Source organism: Aestuariibaculum scopimerae, from assembly GCF_059428085.1.
Map to the genome: position 1 here is coordinate 1175493 of NZ_CM182089.1, position 15495 is coordinate 1190987.

The following is a 15495-nucleotide window of genomic DNA, read 5'->3' on the forward strand; positions in this document are numbered from 1 at the left end:
CGTAATTCGCAAATCACTTAACTGCTGGCTCCACCCATTTAAACTGAAAAGAGTTTTCTGGTATCTTCATGCGTTCAGACAAGCGGTACATTCTAGCAGGCAGCTTCATTAAATAATCCCTTGCCTTTTCTGCATCATCACTTAGGTTAGTAACCTTATCTATTTCCCAACGGTTAATCAGCTTTTCTAAAATTTCTATATAATCGTTAGATGTATAAACACCAATACGTTGTGCTGTATTGGAAAATTCTTCGAAAGCAGAACTGGTTTCACCTCCAGATTCTCTTAAAAAATGCGCTGGCATAGTGATTTTTTGTTTCATCATATCATGAAAGGCCAACATCATATTACTAGGATCTACTTTAAAAATACGTTCAACAAACTCAGAATAAGCATGGTGGTGACGCATCTCATCCCCTGAAATGATTTGACACATTTTAGCGAGTTGTTTATTTCCTTTCTTTTTGGCAATCTTTGCTACTCGATTGTGTGATATATATGTTGCCAACTCTTGAAAACTGGTATACACAAAGTTTTTATAAGGATCTCGATCGGTACCTATATCAAAGCCATCGGCTATTAAGTACTGGGTTGTTTTTTCTATTTCACGCATATTGACACGTCCAGAAAGATATAGATATTTATTAAGTACATCACCATGCCGGTTTTCCTCGGCTGTCCAATGACGCACCCACTTGGCCCAACTATTTTCTTTATCCATTTGGTTAACCCCCTCAACATCCATAAGCCAAGATTCATAGGTAGGAAGAGCTTCTTCGGTAATCATATCACCAACTAAAACCACCCAAAAATCATAGGGTAATTCTTTTGAAAGCTCTCTTATTTCACGGACTTGCTCAAAAAAATGAGCTCCTTCTGAATCTGGTAAAAAATCGGTAGGTTGCCATATTTTCTCAACAGGTATTAAATACTTTTCTATAAGAGAATCAACGTCTTTTTCCAAAAACTGCATTACTTCCAATCTCACATTCTTTATCGACATTTTTTATTTATTTTATATTCTTATTCTTATGTGCCTACAAACTCATCAATTACTACACAGCTGTAAATGGTAATCCAATCCATAATTCATCAATCATTAAGGATGTACCCCATTTTTTATAGTAGCTTCTATTTTATCAATAAGCACTTCTCTATTTGCAAAGGTACTAACTTTTAAAGGCTTGTGCACGGTAAAAGTAATATGTGTGCCTAATCCCATAGGAAATGTACCATAGCGTACTGTTTTCCAGGAGTTATTAATGGAAATAGGAACCACAAGCCCTGATGGTACTTTTTTTAGTAAAACTTCCAAGCCTTTGGTTTGAAAAGGTTTGGGAACACCTGTTTTACTACGTGTGCCTTCTGGAAAAATTACCGCCGCACGCTTAGTATTCTCTATATATTCGGCAAATTTCATAATGGCCGGTAAGGCTTGCCGTGGATTTTTTCGGTCTATTAACACCGACCCACCATGGCGTAAATTATAGGATACACTGGGGATGCCCTTACCTAACTCCTTTTTGCTTATAAATTTTGGATGGTACTTACGCATATACCACATAATAGGTGATATGTCGTACATACTTTGATGGTTAGCAACAATAATAATGGGCTGGTTGGCCTGAATATGGTGCGGATTATTAAATGTAAAACGGGTGCCCAATATATTAAGACAACGCAACGCACAAAACTGCAAGGCATCGACACTTAATTTATGGGCTTGGTATCCAAAAACATTTAAACAAATCCATTGTATAGGATGGAATATAACCAATGTTAATATAAAACACAAATAATAAATAATCGTTAAGGGGTATGACAGGATTTTTTGCATGCCCCAAAAATAAGTAAAACTTGGTTTTAATAAACAGCTACACAACTGTTATTTTCGCATGTTATACTTGTAGGAGGGCTTATGTAGGCACAATCAGATCCAATACCCCACTTTTCATTATAGTTCGCTTCCTTTTCGTTATAGTCGCTCACTAAGCTTTCAAGGTGTTCAACGTCTATAGATGTTGAATATATTAAATAGCTCCAAGGGCCTCCGCAGGGTTTACTACCAAAAGCCATGTATTGGCACTCCGTAGTTTCATTACACTCTGAAGTTGCTACTAGGTTTTCTATAGTAAGTTTTAAAGCAATAAGTTCTTTTTGATCGTCTTCAAATTCAAAATTCGAATCGTCATTGCACTTAAAAGCCATAAGGAACGTACAGGTGGCAAACAAAATTAAGTAAGTCTTTTTCATAGCAAAGTATTTACCTAATAGATGCCAGTTACTTAAAAAGGTTGCGTTTGTTTAGTCTAGGCCTCAGTTGTCAGCAATTAAAAATCCAATAATCTAACAACCCAAACACTTAACCATTACCTACTAACAATACTCATTATAAGCATCAATAAGGTTTTCTGCAATAAGCTCTGCAGGTCTACCTTCTATGTGATGACGCTCTAGCATGTGCACCAATTCACCATCTTTAAACAATGCCATACTTGGCGAGCTTGGAGGAAACGGCACCATGTGTTCTCTGGCTCGTGAGACAGCTTCTTTATCTACACCTGCGAATACAGTAACAATATGATCTGGCTTTTTAGTGTTCTGTAAACTTATTCTAGCACCAGGACGGGCATTGGCAGCAGCACAGCCACAAACGGAATTAACAACTACTAGGGTTGTGCCAGCTTTAGCTAAAGCAGCATCAACTGCTTCAGGGGTTTGCAATTCTTCAAAACCAACTTTGGTTAAATCTTCACGCATGGGTTTTACTAATTCTGCTGGATACATATTTTTTAAATTTAATTAATTAACAATTTTAGAATACAAAGATACCAATTGTGTAACTTTTTATGTAGGTTTGACGATAAATAAAATTTATACTTACATGAGTTTTTCAAAATGGATAGGTGCCGCATTGGGATGGTCCTTTGGAGGTCCTATTGGGGCTATTTTAGGATTGGCCCTGGGAAGTGTTGTTGATGGTATGTCTAAAGGAGGGGGTGATAGCTCTGTTTATAGAGACACTTATAGCCAGCCTGTAACAAAACCAGGTGATTTTGAGGTAAGCCTGTTAATCTTGGCTTCTATCGTTATTAAGTCCGACGGTAAACAGGACAAACGTGAACTGGACTTTGTACGAGCACAGTTTGTGAGCATGTATGGCAAAGAACGCGCTAACCATGCGTTTAGACTTTTTAAAGAAATCAATAAGCAAAAAAATATTTCTACACGCCAAGTATGTATGCAAATTAGGCAAATGATGCAACATCCATCGCGTTTGCAACTCATCCATTTTTTATTTGGTATTGCTAACGCTGATGGTCTGGTAACCGATGATGAGGCGGCACAAATTTATACTATAGCAGGGTATTTGGGCATTAGCCGAAATGACTACGAAAGCATCAAGGCCATGTTTTACAAATCGGTTGACAACGCCTATAAAATTCTTGAAATTGATAAGAGCGCCACTGTTGATGAGATTAAAAAAGCTTACCGAACCATGGCAAAAAAATACCACCCTGATAAAGTAATTCATTTAGGAAAAGAACATCAAAAAGGTGCCGAAGAGAAATTTAGACAGGTACAGGATGCTTATGAGCAATTGCAGAAGGAACGGGGGTTTTAGTCTTGAAAAACAATCGTAGACTGCTCCTTGCTTACAATTAATTGAACCTTTCTACCCAATATTATAGCCCGGTTATCCTTTTCGTGACCTGCAGGCATATTAAACGCCACAGGAAAATTATACTCTGCCAGAACATCTAGAATGAGTTGCTCGGTAGAGCTACCCCATTTAGTAGTATTATGTCTTGTTTTAGTGATATCGCCCACAATAACACCTTGACACTTATTAAAATACCCTGCTCGTTTTAAAGCTTGCAGCATGCGGTCCATATGATAACGGTACTCGCCTATTTCTTCAATAAACAAAATCTTGCCTGTTGTATCTATGCTTGTTTTAGAACCCAACATACTATAAAGAACGCTTAAATTCCCACCAACAATAGGTGCTGTAGCTGTACCTACTTTGTTGTATTGAGAACCCGCTAATGTATAGTTTAAAGGTTCCCCAAAAATAGCTTTTCTAAAGGTTTCGATAGTTTCTTTAATGGTTGCAGGGTCGTCTTGCAAGCTGGTACACATCATAGCATGCATGCTTTCAAACCCTTCAACAAGCATGAGATTGTGCAAAGCTGTAATATCGGAATACCCTATAAGCCATTTTGAGTGCTTCCTAAACTTTGTGAAGTCCAGTTTATCTAAAATTCGCACTGAGCCATACCCGCCCCTTGCGCACCAAATAGCACTTATTTTGGAGTCGTCCATAGCTTGCTGGAAATCTTCACAACGTTCATCATCCGTTCCTGCAAAATGGTTTGCTTGGCTAAATACATGCTTACCAACCACAACTTGTAAACCCCAACTTTTAAGCAAGTTTTTAGCGCTTTCTATTTCGGCCGTTCTGTTCTTTAAAATGCCAGCAGGTGCTACAATAGCTACTGTATCACCTGGTTTTAGGTAAGGAGGTTGTATCATATTATTTTGAGAGGTCATTTTAAATGTAATAATAAGTAATAATAACCATATTAATCTTTTTAACAGCATAGTTTAATATTTTTTGTGCCAGCCTAAACTAGAAGTAAAGCCAAGACCAAAATAAGTAGTTTTTGCAACATTACCATAGAACTTTAGACCAAATGATCTTCCAAAAGCAGTTGGTTTCCCCACAGGTATAAGACCATAGCCAACTCGAAACCGTTTTCTGCTTGCTTTAAACCATTTAATATTAAATTCAAATGGAATGCCTATTACTTGTGTACGGTGCCAATACCGATTACCTTCCATATCTTTTAACCTTGTTTTTATATTATTATGTGAAATACCAACGGAAAAACTGTAAGATGTACTGGGATTTACAAACCGTTTTCCATAGAGTATTGCATATTCATTTATTTCCAAATCAGATGTTAAGAAGGGCGCTACTATCAGATTTAGCGGAAAGAAATCAAAGTTGTTTTCAAACAAAAAATGATATTTAAATGTCATTAAATCTTTATTAATCTGATAGTTTAACTGGGCGCCAATACCATAGTTTAACCCTGTACCACCACCTAAACCAGCAGAGCATTCTACATAAATAATAGGATTCGATTTATCAGTAACAATAGAATCGAGGTCCTGTTGGGCAAAACCCTTCACACAAAACATGCAGGTTAAGATAAAAAAGTAACCTTTTCTCATGGCTTTTTCATCAAATGTAAGAAAAAAGCGGGTGTCAATTTAAAATCAAATACAATAAGACTTGATTAATGCCAAACTTAATACTTATTTTTGCCATCAAAATAGAATAAGCATGTCCAAACGATATACCATTACCTCTGCACTGCCCTATACCAATGGGCCCATTCATATTGGCCATTTGGCAGGCGTTTATGTGCCGGCAGATATTTATGCCCGCTATTTACGTTTAACAGGAAACGATGTTGTTTTTATTGGAGGCAGTGATGAACATGGTGTACCCATTACCATTAAAGCTAAAAATGAAGGCGTATCTCCCCAAGATATTGTAGATAAATACCATGCCATTATCAAACAATCGTTTGAGGATTTTGGAATCTCTTTTGATAATTATTCACGAACTTCGGCCAACATCCATCATGAAACAGCTTCGGCATTTTTTAAAACCCTTTACGACAAAGAGGAATTTATTGAAGAAACTACTGAGCAATTATATGATGAAAAGGCCAATCAATTTTTAGCCGATCGATTTGTTACTGGCACCTGCCCAAAATGTGGCAATGAAGAAGCCTATGGCGACCAGTGTGAAAACTGTGGAACAAGTTTAAATGCAACGGATTTAATTAATCCAAAATCTGCTTTAACAGGCAATGTCCCTACCCTAAAGCAAACAAAACATTGGTTTTTACCTTTAGATAAGTACGAAGACTTTTTAAAAACGTGGATTCTGAAAGGCCATAAAAAAGATTGGAAGCCTAATGTCTATGGACAAGTAAAATCGTGGATAGATGATGGTTTGCGCCCAAGGGCCGTAACTCGTGATTTAGACTGGGGCATTCCAGTGCCTGTGGAAGGTGGTGAAGGCAAAGTATTGTATGTATGGTTTGATGCTCCTATAGGGTATATTTCGTCTACCAAAGAGTGGGCTGCACGTGTAGGCAAGGATTGGGAACCTTATTGGAAGGATGAGGACACCAAACTGGTTCATTTTATTGGTAAGGACAATATTGTTTTTCACTGCATTATTTTCCCTGCCATGCTTAAGGCTGAAGGCAGTTATATTTTACCCGATAATGTACCGGCCAATGAGTTTTTAAATTTAGAAGGCAATAAGCTTTCAACATCTAAAAACTGGGCGGTTTGGTTACCCGAATATTTAAAGGAGTTCCCCAACCAGCAAGATGTATTACGCTATGTACTAACTGCCAATGCACCCGAAACTAAGGACAACGATTTTACCTGGAAAGATTTTCAGGCCCGTAATAACAACGAATTGGTCGCTATTTTTGGCAATTTTATAAACCGCGTGGTGGTATTAACCAATAAGTATTATAATGGTGAGGTACCAAGCCCCAATGACTTATTGGATGTGGATGAAGAAACCTTAGCAGCTGTAAAGGCCTATCCTGATGTTATTGCCAGTTCAATTGAACGATACCGCTTTAGGGAAGCGCAGCAAGAGTTGATGAATTTAGCAAGACTGGGCAACAAATACTTGGCAGATGAAGAGCCCTGGAAAACGATAAAAGTAGATGAGGCACGCACCCAAACCATTATGTATGTTGCTATACAAATAGCTAGTGCATTGGCTGTAATAAGCGAACCGTTTTTACCGTTTACCTCAGAAAAGCTAAAAAACATTCTAAATGTCTCATCAAATGGATTAGAAACGTCTTGGAATGATATAAGCACTAAAGAGACTTTACTTCCAAAAGGACACCAAATAGGACAAGCCGAACTACTATTCTCTAAAATTGAAGACGAAACAATACAACACCAATTAGATAAACTGGTTGCCAGTAAAAAAGCCAATGAAGCTGCAAATAAAGTGGTAGAACCTCAAAAAGAAACCATTACGTTTGAGGACTTTACAAAACTGGACATACGCGTAGGTACCATTCTAGAGGCCGATAAAATGCCGAAAACCAAAAAGTTATTGGTTTTAAAAGTAGACACTGGCATAGATATACGTACCATTGTTTCTGGTATTGCAGAAAGTTATTCTGCTGAAGAAGTGGTTGGAAAGCGTGTAACGGTTTTGGTTAATCTGGCACCAAGAGCTTTGCGTGGTGTAGAAAGTGAAGGTATGATACTGATGACCGAAACACCCGACGGTAAATTGGTTTTTGTGAATCCTGATGATAATTCCATAGCTAATGGTTTGCAAGTAAGTTGATATTTTGCGTATTTTTATAGAAAACCAAGGTTATGTTATCAAAATCAATAGAAAAAGCACTTAACAATCAAATACGAATTGAAGCCGAGTCTTCACAAATTTATTTAGCAATGGCCTGTTGGGCAGAAGTAAAAGGGCTTGAAGGGGTTGCTAGATTTATGTACGCACAATCACAGGAAGAACGTGACCACATGCTTAAACTTGTTAAATTCGTAAACGAACGTGGTGGCCATGCGCAAATTTCTAAATTGGCTGAACCCAATGTTACTTTTAAATCATTCCGAGAGATGTTTCAAAAATTATTTGAACATGAAGTATTTGTTTCGGAAAGCATTAATGAACTTGTGCATATTAGTCTAGAAGAAAAAGATTATTCAACACACAACTTTTTACAATGGTATGTTTCCGAACAGATTGAAGAAGAAGCCATGGCGCGAACAATTTTAGATAAAATAAACCTAATTGGAGACGATAAGGGCGGTTTATATTTGTTTGATCGTGACATACAGAATTTAACTGTAAGCTCGGCCTCAAATGATGATGTACGGTAATTTTAACACTTCTTCTTATTTAGATTCAATAAAAATAACTATGTTTGTCCAATAATTGTCAAACATTATTCTCTTGGGTAAAAAGAAGCAAAGAAAGGCAATAAAAAAACTTAAAAAAATTGGGGTTGAAATGCCCAACAATGTAAAAAGTAGTTGCTGTAAAAAATTTAAAAAAGGCGAAAATAAGCGTTGCAAAAAATGTCCATGCTTTGATTTAATAAAAAAGGTTGCTTAATTATTAAACAATTCTTCCCTGTTTAATCATAAACTTAGAGCATTAAAGTATCTAATTACCCTCTTAAATATTTATTTACAATCTATATCAACTTTATCCCTAGTTAAACACGTATATATATCTAGTTTATTAATTAACTAAAAAAGTGAAATTTGATTTGTAGCGTAAACCAATAGTTTAAAATAGATATTCTATAACAGAAATATTAAATCTTATAATTCAAATCACATATTTCTATTTAATTTTGAAATACAATTAAAACAATTAAAATTATGAAAAATCTAATACTAAGCATGCTTGCTTTTTTATTGATTGTAGCTTGTGGTTCTTCAAAAGTTGTAAGAACTTCAAAAAAAACCATTAAAGGAAATTGGACGCTAAGCACCATCACTTACGACCAAACGGGAACTTATAATGTCACATTATTAAATGATGCTTCTAAAGCCTGTTTTGAAGGTAGTAATTGGCAATTTGTACCTAATAACAATACCGGTATTTATACCATTAACGATTTAGGATGCCCAACTGGCGAAAGACACTTTATATTCACCATTGATGAAGTTGATGCCACAACAGGTTTATACGACTTCTTATTGAAGCCGACAGACGAGAAACATAATTCGGAAACCAATCAAGGTTTTAGATTAAAGCTTTCTGCATTGTCCGATTCATACATGCAATGGAAACAAACACTAAACGTAGATGGTAAACCCTTTACAATTACCATGAATTTTACAAAACTATAAATATAAAATATAAACATAATGAAAACTATTATAAAACAAACAGGACTATTGCTTTTTGCATTTTTGCTGGCCTTAAATTTTACAAATTGTAAAGCCGTAAAAAATGCCAATAATAAACAAAAAGGTGCCGTTATTGGTGCTACAGGAGGTGCTATTTTAGGAGCCATAATAGGCAATAATGTTGGCAAAGGCGGTAATGGTGAAATAGGTGCCGTTATTGGTGGTGTAGTAGGTGGTACTGCTGGGGTTCTCATAGGGAACAAGATGGATAAACAAGCACAAAAGATTGAGGAAGAAGTTCCAGGTGCCCAAGTAGAACGCGTAGACAACGGTATTGTACTAACGTTTGACGAAAGCAGTGGTGTTTATTTTGATACCAATAAATACAATATTAATACCGCGTCTCAGGTAACACTGAATAAGCTCATTGGTGTTTTTAAAGAATACCCAGACACCAATTTACTGGTGGTTGGCCACACCGATAGCGTGGGCGCTGAAGATTATAATATGACGCTTTCTAAAAACAGAGCGTATGCTGTAACAAACTACCTTACCAGCAATGGTATTAGTGCCGCAAGACTTACTACAAATTGGTTTGGAGAAACACAACCCATGCACGATAACACTACTGCAGAAGGTCGTGCCAAAAACAGAAGGGTAAACATTGCTATTTTACCAAATGAAAAAATGATTGAAGAAGCCAAGCAAGAAGCTGGTAATTAACTACCATATACATTTAAGTAAATATAAAAGGCGAACCATTTGGTTCGCCTTTTATATTTATAATCAATCATTAAGATTATTGATTCATGTGCTTTATTTCATAAATAAACGTATCTAAATCGGCACCTGTACTAACAATAGTTAAAGCTTTGTCTACAATATATTTTACATTTACTGCATGAAATCCAAGACCAACACCAATCTTATTTAAAAGCTTGTGCTCTGTATCGCCATGAATTTGGTCAACATGCACCATGCGTACCAAGTCGTACAAACGCTCTAAACGCTTATCGTAAGATACGGGTGGGTTAATAGGGTGGGTTTTATAATCCTTTAAAATAATCTGATAATCTCCTTCACTAATCCCTAAATTTTGGGCCAATCGGTCCAAAAACGCTTTTTCTTCATCCGAAATAACACCATCATCCATAGCCACACGAACTATCGCAGCAAAATGATCTTCATTTCGCTTTTTAAATCCACTATCAAATAAATCTGAAAATGACATAATTTTTATATTTAATAAGTCCTGCAAACCTACATATTTTTTTCATTTTTTCAGATAAAAAGAAAAAAGAAAAATTCAGAATCCTGAATTCTGAATTCAGGATTATAAATAGTAAATTTGCATCTAAAATTAAAATACGTGAGTAAAACCCATATCTCGCAAACTTATTTACAGGCTTTGCAAACGCAAAATCTGCAAACCGCTATTTCCAAACCACAAGCTAGGGTGCATTTAAAAGGACTTGTTGGTTCATCCTTTTCCTTTGTTATTTCAAGCGTTTTTAGCCAAAGTGAACTACCTTTTTTACTCGTTTTTAATGACAAAGAGGAAGCTGCCTTTTACCTAAACGATTTGGAACAGCTTTGTGGCGATACCGATGTATTGTTTTATCCAGGGAGTTACCGAAGGCCTTACCAAATTGAAGAAACTGATAACGCTAATGTTTTATTGCGTGCCGAAGTTTTAAATCGCATAAATTCTAGGAAAAAACCAGCCATAATTGTTACATATCCTGATGCTCTTTTTGAGCAAGTAGTTACCAGAAAAGAGCTGGAGCGTAACACCTTAAAAATTTCGGTAAGTGACAAGCTCTCCATCGACTTTGTAAATGAAATATTATTTGAATATCAATTTAAACGTGTTGATTTTGTTACCGAGCCGGGCGAGTTTTCATTACGTGGAGGCATTGTGGATGTGTTTTCATTTTCACATGATGAGCCCTATAGAATTGAATTTTTTGGGGATGAAGTGGATAGCATCCGTACGTTTGATGTTGAATCGCAGCTGTCTATTGCGCAAATCAAGAAAATAAGTATTATCCCCAATGTTGCCAATAAGCTACTGCAAGAAAGCAGGCAAAGTTTTCTAAAATACATTGCCCAGAAAACCGTTATTTGCCTTAAAAACACCGATTTGCTCTTTTCTAGAATAGACGATTTTTATGCAAAAGCAGAAGAAGCCTTTAAAACACTTTCATCAGATATCAAGCATGCCCAACCTAATGAACTCTTTTGTAATTCGGCATTACTAAAAGCGCAATTATTAGAGTTTAGTTTGATAGAATTTGGATCGACAGCTGTCATGTCTAATACACATGTCTCCACGAATGGAGTTAAGGGGTACGAATTAATCACATTTAATACCAAACCCCAACCTTCTTTTAATAAGCAATTTAATTTATTGATTGAAGATTTAAATACCAATTACGATAAAGGATTCACTAACTACATAGCCTGTGTAAGTGAACAACAGGCCAAGCGCTTTCATGATATTTTTGATGACTCCAATCTAGAAGTGAAGCCTTATAAAACCATTGTACTTTCATTACACCAAGGGTTTATAGACGAAGACAACCATATGGTTTGTTATACTGACCATCAAATTTTTGAGCGTTACCATAAATTCCATGTGAAAAATGGTTATGCCAAAAAACAGGCCATTACCTTAAAAGAACTGACCAGTTTAGATATTGGTGATTATGTTACCCACATAGATCATGGAATAGGGCGTTTTGGGGGCTTGCAAAAAATTGATGTGGAAGGTAAAAAGCAAGAAGCCATAAAATTAGTTTATGGAGAACGCGACGTACTATACCTAAGTATTCATTCCTTGCATAAAATCACTAAGTTTAATGGCAAAGATGGTAAACCTCCAAAAATATACAAACTTGGTAGTAGCGCCTGGAAAACCTTAAAGGAAAAAACAAAATCGCGCGTAAAGCACGTGGCTTTCAACCTAATAAAACTTTACGCCAAACGTAAAACCAAAAAAGGATTTCAATACCACCCAGATAGTTACATGCAACATGAGTTGGAAGCCTCGTTTATCTACGAAGATACCCCCGACCAAAGTACCGCTACAGCCGATATTAAAAATGATATGGAAAGTGAACGCCCTATGGATCGATTGGTTTGTGGTGATGTAGGGTTTGGAAAAACCGAAGTAGCCATTCGTGCTGCATTTAAAGCTGTAGATAATAGTAAACAAGTAGCTGTTTTGGTACCAACAACTATACTGGCCTACCAACATTTTAGAACATTTACAGAACGCCTAAAAGATTTTCCTGTAACGGTAGATTACCTAAACCGTTTTAGAACGGCTAAGGAAAAAAGGGAAACATTAGAGGGTCTAGAAAATGGCCAGGTAGACATTATTATTGGCACCCACCAACTAGTGAATAAAAATGTGAAATTTAAAGATTTAGGCTTACTAATAGTCGACGAAGAACAAAAATTTGGTGTGGCCGTAAAGGAAAAGTTAAAAACCCTCAAAGAAAATGTTGATGTGCTTACATTAACCGCAACACCTATACCAAGAACCTTACAATTTAGCCTAATGGCAGCAAGGGATTTATCGGTTATAACAACACCGCCCCCAAACCGATACCCCATAGAAAGTCATGTTATTAGGTTTCATGAAGAAACTATTCGCGACGCCATAAGTTATGAGATTGAACGTGGTGGACAAATATTTTTCATCCATAACCGTATTGAAAATATTAAAGAGGTGGCAGGCATGATACAACGTTTAGTTCCCGATGCTAAAATAGGCATTGGCCATGGGCAACTGGACGGTAAAAAACTAGAACAACTTATGCTGGCCTTTATGGATGGCGCCTTTGATGTACTGGTAAGCACCACGATTGTTGAAAGCGGTTTGGATGTACCTAATGCCAACACCATTTTTATAAACAATGCCAATAATTTTGGGCTGAGTGATTTACACCAAATGCGTGGACGTGTAGGGCGAAGCAATAAAAAAGCCTTTTGTTATTTCATTACCCCAGAATATACAGCCATGACCGATGACGCACGAAAACGTATTACAGCCCTTGAACAATTTACCGAATTAGGCAGTGGTTTTAATATTGCCATGAAAGATTTGGAAATTCGAGGAGCTGGCGATTTATTGGGTGGTGAACAGAGTGGTTTTATAAACGAAATAGGTTTTGATACCTATCAAAAAATACTGAATGAAGCTATTGATGAACTAAAAGAGAACGAGTTTAAAGATTTGTACAATGAAAATAATAAGGACAAAGCGTACGTTAAAGATGTAACGATAGATTCAGATTTTGAACTATTGTTTCCAGACGATTATGTAAATAATATTACCGAACGTTTAAACCTGTACACAAAACTAAACACTTTGAAAAACGAAAACGAACTGCAAACCTTTGAAAAGGAATTGATAGACCGTTTTGGTGAATTACCACCTCAAGTAGAAGACTTAATAAACAGTGTGCGTATTAAATGGATAGCTACCAAAGTAGGTTTTGAAAAGGTGATTATGAAGCAAGGAAAATTTATCGGTTATTTTATAAACGATCAGCAAAGTCAGTTCTACCAAAGTGAAAACTTTAGCAAAGTACTTACATTTGTACAAACAAATTCCAATGCTTGTAAAATGAAAGAAAAACAAACACGTAACGGTTTGCGATTGTTACTTACATTTGAGGGCATTAAATCGGTTAATCAAGCTTTAAAAGCCATACAACCTATTATTAGTGAAACAGTGATGCATTCTTAATTTGAAGCCAGAACCCTTCGGGTTTTTTAAAACGGGGGGGTCAAGAAAAAAATACAAAGAGAAATGAAACAGTTTCTATATTTAATACTATTACTCCCTGAGGTTTTAATAGCCCAGCATACTATTAAGGGCGTATTTTTACCTCCCGACAGCTATGATGTTGCCCTATTGTACAAAGTAACGCCTACTATATCTGAATATATTACAAATGCTGAAGTAAGTGAAGATGGAAGCTTTCAATTTCAATTAGATTCTACTGCAACCAAAGGCATGTATCGCATTGTTTATGCCATTCCTCAAGAAGATTATAATTTTGATGTTATTTATAATGGAAAAGAAGACATTGAATTGACTTTCAATTCTGAAACAGGTATTGCTTTTAAATCATCTTCTGAAAATAAATTACTGGCATCGTACACCAATAGCATGTCCATGATAACCCATAGTATTGGCAAGTTTTATAGAGAAGAAGGTGCCGACACTTTAGCTTTAGCCTCTATTTTTAAAACCCAACGTGAAGCGCAACAAAGTTTTGAAAAATTAGCTAAAAATACAATAGCCCTATCCTTTATTAAAGCCAATAAAACCTACATCCCTGAAGGATATGAGGCCGTAAAAACTTATGTACAACATTTAAAAACCCATTATTTTGATCATGTAGACTTTACTAATAAAACCCTTCAAAGTTCTAGTTTTCTTGAAGAACGCATGCTTAACTATGTGTTTGGAATGACAGCCGATGGTGTGGATGAAATAACCAATTACAAAAACAACATCGATGTATTTTGTAACGCCATGCAAGCAGCACCCCTAAAAGTTAAACGCATTTTGTTGGTAAGCCTTTGGCAACAAATGACCGATTTAAATGTAGTACGCGTTGCCAATTACATTGCGGAACGCTATTTAATACCTGTTGCCAAGTCACTAAACGATTCAGAATTAATAAATGCATTAACCCGTTACATAAACCTTTCTATTGGCCATAGAGCACCCGATTTTTCTTTTCAAATAGAAAAGGACCATCAAAAAATCACTAAAAAACTAAGTGAATTAAATATGGCAGACCAATACATTATTGTGTTTTGGAGTAGTGAATGTTCGCATTGTACTGCTGAAATACCTCAGCTAAAAACATTTTTAGATGGCCTTGAGCCAGAAAGTGTACAGGTGATTGCTGTATCATTAGAAGAAACACCAGCCAAATGGAAAAAGCTAATTTTAGATTTACCAAATTTTATCCATGTTTATGGCGAAGGCAAATGGGAGAATAAAATAGGCAACGACTATGGTGTTATAGAAACCCCTACTTATTTTATATTGGATAAAGACAAGCGTATTGTTAAAAAACCCATAGACTTTGAGGAGTTAAAATCCTTTTTTAACAAATAGCCGCAAGATTTAGTAAAAATGATAAAATGCATCCTCAAGATGTTCTATTGTTGTGTTTTTGCCTTCTATAACTACAGCAATGATATCAAAACGAACTTCCAAATCAATACCATTTATTCTCATATAATAATCAACGGTAGGCACTAAAGACCTTATTTGTTTTGGTTTCACAAAATCCTGTGGATCTCCAAAATCTGCTGTAGATCTCGTTTTAACTTCTACAACAACTAATTTGTCTACTGAGTCAACAGTAAGTTGTGCAATAATATCAACTTCAGCTTTTTTAAAACGATAGTTACGCTCTAAAATGGTATATCCTTTTTTAGTAAGAAAATCAGCGGCAAGTTCTTCACCTATTTTTCCAAGTTCATTGTGTTTGGCCATGAAGTAAAAATATAAAA

16 protein-coding genes are annotated in these 15495 nt (G+C 36.0%); 8 read left to right on the top strand and 8 right to left on the bottom strand.

What is annotated here, in order from left to right:
• Window positions 1–13 precede the first annotated feature (13 nt).
• The 4 genes from AC5SR4_RS05240 to AC5SR4_RS05255 form a co-directional block, all read right to left on the bottom strand.
• Complete coding sequence (locus tag AC5SR4_RS05240; RefSeq protein ID WP_495358483.1) at window positions 14–1003, bottom strand: acyl-ACP desaturase; 990 nt, start codon at window positions 1001–1003, stop codon at window positions 14–16.
• A gap of 96 nt (window positions 1004–1099) precedes the next feature.
• A complete protein-coding gene (locus tag AC5SR4_RS05245; protein ID WP_495358484.1) occupies window positions 1100–1837 on the bottom strand; it encodes a lysophospholipid acyltransferase family protein in 738 nt (245 codons plus the stop codon).
• Between the two features lie 26 nt (window positions 1838–1863).
• Entirely contained in the window at window positions 1864–2253 is a 390-nt protein-coding gene (locus AC5SR4_RS05250; protein WP_495358485.1) for a hypothetical protein, read from the bottom strand.
• 123 nt (window positions 2254–2376) lie between these two features.
• Entirely contained in the window at window positions 2377–2787 is a 411-nt protein-coding gene (locus tag AC5SR4_RS05255) for a BrxA/BrxB family bacilliredoxin (protein ID WP_495358486.1), read from the bottom strand.
• A gap of 97 nt (window positions 2788–2884) precedes the next feature.
• On the opposite strand from AC5SR4_RS05255, the gene AC5SR4_RS05260 reads away from it, so the two are divergent.
• Window positions 2885–3625 carry a TerB family tellurite resistance protein gene (locus tag AC5SR4_RS05260; RefSeq protein WP_495358487.1) on the top strand — a complete coding sequence of 247 codons (741 nt, stop codon included), beginning with the start codon at window positions 2885–2887 and terminating at the stop codon, window positions 3623–3625.
• On the opposite strand, the gene AC5SR4_RS05265 is transcribed toward AC5SR4_RS05260, so the two are convergent.
• Complete coding sequence (locus AC5SR4_RS05265) at window positions 3622–4605, bottom strand: S66 peptidase family protein (RefSeq protein WP_495358488.1); 984 nt, start codon at window positions 4603–4605, stop codon at window positions 3622–3624. The two genes, AC5SR4_RS05260 and AC5SR4_RS05265, sit on opposite strands and share 4 nt — an antisense overlap.
• Window positions 4606–4608: 3 nt before the next feature.
• Window positions 4609–5208, bottom strand: coding sequence for a hypothetical protein (locus tag AC5SR4_RS05270; RefSeq protein WP_495358489.1), 600 nt, complete (start codon window positions 5206–5208; stop codon window positions 4609–4611).
• Window positions 5209–5353: 145 nt separating this feature from the next.
• Here AC5SR4_RS05270 and metG point away from each other — a divergent pair, with 145 nt between their 5' ends.
• The 5 genes from metG (at window position 5354) to AC5SR4_RS05295 (ending at window position 9669) form a co-directional block, all read left to right on the top strand.
• Entirely contained in the window at window positions 5354–7414 is a 2061-nt protein-coding gene (gene metG, locus AC5SR4_RS05275) for a methionine--tRNA ligase (protein WP_495358490.1), read from the top strand.
• 32 nt (window positions 7415–7446) lie between these two features.
• Entirely contained in the window at window positions 7447–7965 is a 519-nt protein-coding gene (locus AC5SR4_RS05280; RefSeq protein WP_495358491.1) for a ferritin, read from the top strand.
• A 73-nt stretch (window positions 7966–8038) separates the two neighbouring features.
• The gene (locus AC5SR4_RS05285; RefSeq protein ID WP_495358492.1) at window positions 8039–8200 is read left to right on the top strand and encodes a hypothetical protein; all 162 of its coding nucleotides are present in this window, start codon (window positions 8039–8041) and stop codon (window positions 8198–8200) included.
• 272 nt (window positions 8201–8472) lie between these two features.
• Window positions 8473–8946 (top strand): lipocalin family protein, encoded by a 474-nt coding sequence (locus AC5SR4_RS05290; protein WP_495358493.1) that lies wholly within the window; start codon window positions 8473–8475, stop codon window positions 8944–8946.
• 18 nt (window positions 8947–8964) lie between these two features.
• Window positions 8965–9669, top strand: coding sequence for a YiaD family glycine zipper/OmpA-like lipoprotein (locus AC5SR4_RS05295; RefSeq protein ID WP_495358494.1), 705 nt, complete (start codon window positions 8965–8967; stop codon window positions 9667–9669).
• A 76-nt stretch (window positions 9670–9745) separates the two neighbouring features.
• Here the strand turns inward: AC5SR4_RS05295 and AC5SR4_RS05300 are convergent, their stop codons facing one another.
• Entirely contained in the window at window positions 9746–10177 is a 432-nt protein-coding gene (locus AC5SR4_RS05300; protein WP_495358495.1) for a tellurite resistance TerB family protein, read from the bottom strand.
• 138 nt (window positions 10178–10315) lie between these two features.
• On the opposite strand from AC5SR4_RS05300, the gene mfd reads away from it, so the two are divergent.
• Together mfd and AC5SR4_RS05310 are read left to right on the top strand one after the other, a co-directional pair.
• On the top strand, window positions 10316–13705 hold the full coding sequence (gene mfd, locus AC5SR4_RS05305; RefSeq protein WP_495358496.1) for a transcription-repair coupling factor: 3390 nt from the start codon (window positions 10316–10318) through the stop codon (window positions 13703–13705).
• A gap of 63 nt (window positions 13706–13768) precedes the next feature.
• Window positions 13769–15094, top strand: coding sequence for a TlpA family protein disulfide reductase (locus AC5SR4_RS05310; protein WP_495358497.1), 1326 nt, complete (start codon window positions 13769–13771; stop codon window positions 15092–15094).
• Window positions 15095–15103: 9 nt separating this feature from the next.
• Here AC5SR4_RS05310 and AC5SR4_RS05315 read toward each other — a convergent pair whose 3' ends face one another.
• Complete coding sequence (locus AC5SR4_RS05315) at window positions 15104–15478, bottom strand: YraN family protein (protein WP_495358498.1); 375 nt, start codon at window positions 15476–15478, stop codon at window positions 15104–15106.
• Between the last annotated feature and the right edge of the window lie 17 nt (window positions 15479–15495).